This is a genomic window from Ventrimonas sp. (genome assembly GCF_048380235.1).
Classification (GTDB): Bacteria; Bacillota; Clostridia; order Lachnospirales; family Lachnospiraceae; genus Brotaphodocola.
Genome location: NZ_DBFCCJ010000033.1, coordinates 1 through 4552, shown reverse-complemented (window position 1 = coordinate 4552; position 4552 = coordinate 1). Strand labels below are relative to the sequence as shown.

General features: G+C 51.2%; 3 protein-coding genes. All 3 read right to left on the bottom strand.

What is annotated here, in order from left to right; translation table 11 throughout:
• Positions 1 to 1181, bottom strand: a 1181-nt coding sequence (locus ACMP1L_RS05075; RefSeq protein WP_475544518.1) for a CD1108 family mobile element protein, incomplete at its 3' end; no start/stop codon positions are given.
• 26 nt (positions 1182 to 1207) lie between these two features.
• Positions 1208 to 2167, bottom strand: coding sequence for a DNA-methyltransferase (locus tag ACMP1L_RS05070; RefSeq protein WP_118142530.1), 960 nt, complete (start codon positions 2165 to 2167; stop codon positions 1208 to 1210).
• Positions 2164 to 4552, bottom strand: a 2389-nt coding sequence (locus tag ACMP1L_RS05065) for a VirB4-like conjugal transfer ATPase, CD1110 family (protein WP_475544517.1), incomplete at its 5' end; no start/stop codon positions are given. The genes ACMP1L_RS05070 and ACMP1L_RS05065, both read right to left, overlap by 4 nt.

Here is a 4552-nt window from a genome sequence, read left to right as displayed (position 1 = left end):
ACTTCCTCGGTCAGCGTCAAGGTGTATTGCATGGCAAAGATACGTTCAAGCTCTGCCTGTGCGCTCTGCGGGGTGTAGCTCTGCAAGAAGGCGGTCAAGTAAGACGCTAATTCGTGGGGGTTATGCCCGATACTGTCAAGGTCATAGCGGTATTCATCATAGCCGGGGTGGGTGCTTTCGATAGCGTCAATCTCACTTTGCAGCCCGTTTTCCAATGCGGCATAGTTGTTTTCAACTGCCACAAGGTCGCTGTCCTCGGACGTGTAGGAAGTCCCTAACACGCTGTTCATGCTGCCGGAAAACATTGCCCCGCAAGAGGAAAGCCCTACGGATACCATGATGAACAGAAGCAGCGCGGCGATAGCGATTATCACGCCTGCCGGGTGTCGTCCTGCAAAGGCAGCCGCTTTCTTTGCCGCCTTTGCATACTGGCGTTTTATCTGCTGTTTCTGCATGAAACGGGAAAGAGGGTTAGAAGTAAGCTGCGGGTTGTCGTGCAGGGTCTTGTGATACTGGAAGTTGACGTTTGCCTTAAATGCTGCCTTTTCTGCCTTTGCTGCTTCCCGGTAGGTTTTGAGCTTATGGCTGCGGTAGCCCTGTTTTAATTTCCTCACCCCGTATTTCGCGCCGCGCTCGGCAAGTTCCTCTGATTTATGCGCCCCCTCAACGCCGCAATTGTCCTTTTCAACGGAATGTATCTTGTTGTGGACGAAAATACCCGCTCCCTGCGCGGGGCGGGATAACGGGTTCCTGTGGGCTTTGCCGCCGGGTATGGGCTTTTCCTGTTCTTCAAAGCGTAAGCGGGTCTTTGCCTTGCCTGCGGCTTCATCAAAGGTGCGCTCCTTAACCAGATTCTTTTGCTTCGGGATTGCTGTCTTTACTGCGTCCAGTCGGTCAGCGGCGTTTTCCGATTTTTTGATGTAAGTTTCCAGTTCCGGCGTTGCCCGTTCCTCGTCGGTAAACTGTAAGCGGGAAGTGGAAGTACGCAAAGCAGTAGCTTCCTGCTCTTTTTTGACTGCCTTTTTGTTTGTTTTTCGGGTATGTGCTGCGTCAAGATGTTCTATGGCGCGTTCCGCTGCGGCACTGTCCGGCTTTGAAAAGTCGCTGTCTGCTTCCCGGCTGCTGATACGCTCGGCGGTCTGCTGTGTTTCGTTTACCTCAATAAGCCCGTCGCGGGTCATTTTCTGTGTGATTTTATCGCGTGGTTTTAACTGCTTGATAGTCCTGCACCTCCAATCCGCGCCCTCGCAAGGGCGCAATACTCTGCATTTAATTCAATCCCGATATAATGGCGGTCAAGGCTTTTTGCTGCAAATCCTGTGGTGCCGCTTCCAAAAAACGGGTCTATGACAATCCCGCCTTTGGGGCAGCCTGCCAAGATACAGGTTTCCGCTAATTTTGGGGGAAAAGCTGCAAAATGCGCCCCTTTATATGGGACAGTGTTAATCAGCCACACGTCCCGCTTGTTCCGCGTGGTCGGCATGAGCGCGTCGTCATAGTAGCCGCCGTCCCGCGGTCGGTTTAGTCCCTGCACCTTTCCTTGTCCGGGTATTTCCAGTGTGTATTTGCTGTTGGTGCTGCGCGCTCTGCGATACCGTTCTGCGGTAGTAGGTGCTAAGGGTTCTGCAATGGCGGCAGCGTCATAGTAATATTTCTTTTCCTTTGAAAGCAGGAAGATATGTTCATAGCAGCGGGTCGGTCGGTCTTTGCAGCTTTCCGGCATAGGATTTTGTTTCTGCCATATAATATCGCTGCGCAGATACCACCCCTGTTCCCGCAGGGAAAACGCCAGGAGCCAGGGAATACCGATTAAGTCCTTTTGCTTGCAGCCGGTAACGCGGCTGTTCCTTGCAATCCGCTGTCCGGTGCGCCCCTTTGGGTTTTTCGGGTCAGCATAGCCGCCTTTATTTCCTGTACCGCAATAGGTGTCTGCGATATTCAGCCATAACGTACCGTCCTTTCTAAGCACCCGGTAAAGCTCGCCAAAAACAGCGGTCAGCCTATCAATATACTGTTCCGGCGTGTCCTCCTGTCCGATTTGTGCGTCAAGCCCATAGTCCCGCAGCGCAAAGTAGGGCGGGCTTGTAACGCAGCAATGGACGCTTTCACTGGGTAATTCCTGCAAAGCACAAAGCGCGTCCCGGTTGATAATCACGTCTGTTTTCATAGGCTGCTCACTTCCTCCGACTTCGTCGTCATAATGCGGTAAAGCTCGGTATCTTTCGGGAAATGGTCTACAAAAGGCAGCACCACATTTCCGTAAAAGATAAGTCCCTCGCCCGCTTCGGTGTGGGTAACGTATTTCATCTGCTGTGGGCTGATATTTAGCTGCTTTGCAAGGATAGCCCGGTCGCCCTGTGCCTGATTGAGCATAAGGACAAAATCAGAGTTTTCAAAGATATTTTCCACCTCGCGGCTTGCCAAAAGGTCTTTGATGTTCTGCGTGATTGCTGTGGGTATGCCGCCCCATTTACGGAAACGCTTCCAAATCTCCACGCTGTACGCGGCGGTCTGTTCCTCTTTTAAGAGCAGATGAAATTCGTCCATATAGTAGCGGGTAGATTTTTTCTCTGCCCGGTTAATGGTAACGCGGTTCCATATCTGGTCTTGCACAATGAGCATACCTAATTTTTTGAGCTGTTTTCCAAGCTGCTTAATATCGAAGCAGACAAGGCGGTTAGAAAGCTCCACATTCGTTCTGTGGTTGAATACATTAAGGCTGCCGGAAACATACAACTCCAATGCTGCCGCAATGCGGGCAGCTTCCGGCTCCGGCTGTTTTAGCAGCTCGTCGTAAAGGTCGCCCAAAATAGGCATTTTTGCCGGGTCGGGGTCTGCAAGGAACGGGCGGTACACATTTCTTACAGCCCTGTCAATGACGGTCTTATCAACGGGCTGCAAGCCCTCCTTGCCGCCAATGACAAGCTCACAAAGGGAAAGGATAAAATCACTTTTCAGCGCAAGGGGGTTGTCGTCCTCGCTGTAATTAAGGTTTATATCCATAGGGTTTACATACTGGGGCGTACCGTCCATGCCTTTCCCAGTTGGGGATAGGCGTATCACTTGCCCGCCAAGCCGCTTTACAAGGGCATAATATTCCGCTTCCGGGTCGCAGATAAAAATATCGTCGTCAGTAATGAGAAAGGCATTTGTGATTTCCCGCTTTGCTGCAAAGGATTTTCCACTGCCCGGTGTTCCCAAGATAAGCCCATTCGGGTTTTTAAGCTGTTTACGGTCGCAGAGTATCATGTTGTTTGACAGGGCATTTAAGCCATAATACAGGGCAGCCCCGGTCTGAAATAGCTCCTGCGTGATGAACGGGATAAAAATAGCGGTGCTGCTCGTCGTCAACCCTCTCTGAATAGGGATAAGGTTTTCCCCAAGAGGGATAGAGGACATTAGCCCCGCTTCCTGCTGATAGTCAAGACGGGTCAAGGCGCAGTTGTATTTCTGTGCAATGCCCGCCGCCGCGAAAATGTCATTTTCCAGTTTCCGTTTCGTGTCTGCCATGTTTACCACAAGGAACGTAAGGAGAAACATTCGCTCGTTTCGGCTCTGTAAATCCTGCAACAAGTTCTTTGCTTCATTCCCAAAAGTAGCAAGGTCAGACGGGATTATATCCATGTCATAGCCGCTTCTAACCGCTTTTTTCTGTTCCTCAATCTTCATCTTGTCAAGGTCTGTGATTTTGCGCTTAATGGTCTTGATTGCTTCCGACTGGTCGATACTTTTAATGTGGAGATTGACAATAACCCCTGTTTCCAAGTCCAACATATCCGCTAAGATACGGTCGTTCAGCTCCGGGGCAAGGATTTCAAGGAACGACACCGCCCCCGTCTTTTTCCCCATAGCAAAGTAGCGTCCCTCCCCAAACTTGAAAGAGGACGGGGCGATAAAGTCCTTTGTGGTAAGCCCTGTCGGGGTCAGCCAGTCATAGGAGAATGAGAACGGCTCGCCTGCCGGGTGGAATACCCCATGCAGCACCTTTAAGCGTTCATAGCCGGATAAGGGGTGCGCCGATACGCCAAGCACCTTGAAATTGTTGAGTACGTCCGTTTCGATACGGGAAAGTCGCGCCCTTGCCGCCGCCGGATTGTCCGCTTCAATGGAAAACGTGATGTACTTGTGCTTTACAAGCCCGTTGTTCCCTTTGGCAAGCTGCATTTTCAGCATATCGGAATACTCGGTGCGAATAGAGTTAAAATCGTCATTTTGCGGCGGGATATGGATTGCCCGCGCTGCCTGTTCCTGCTGTGAGCCTTGATTGATGAAAGAAAGCTGCACGTTCACGCTTGCGTCAAAGTAATTGAGGAAATCGCACCAGTTTTCAAAAATGGCGGTCTTATCGTCTGCCTGCGCAAGCTGATAGTTAATGTCCTCAAAAGCAATGCTCTTTGAATACTTCCGCTGCGCCACTTTGCAGATACCGTCCGGGTACATGGCAAGGTAGGGAATGGTCTGCTGTGCGGTGTGGGCTTTGCCGTCCCCCTTTGCCTGCCGGATAACCGCCGCTATCTGTTTCTTTTCCGCGCGGGTCAGCTTACGCCTGTTT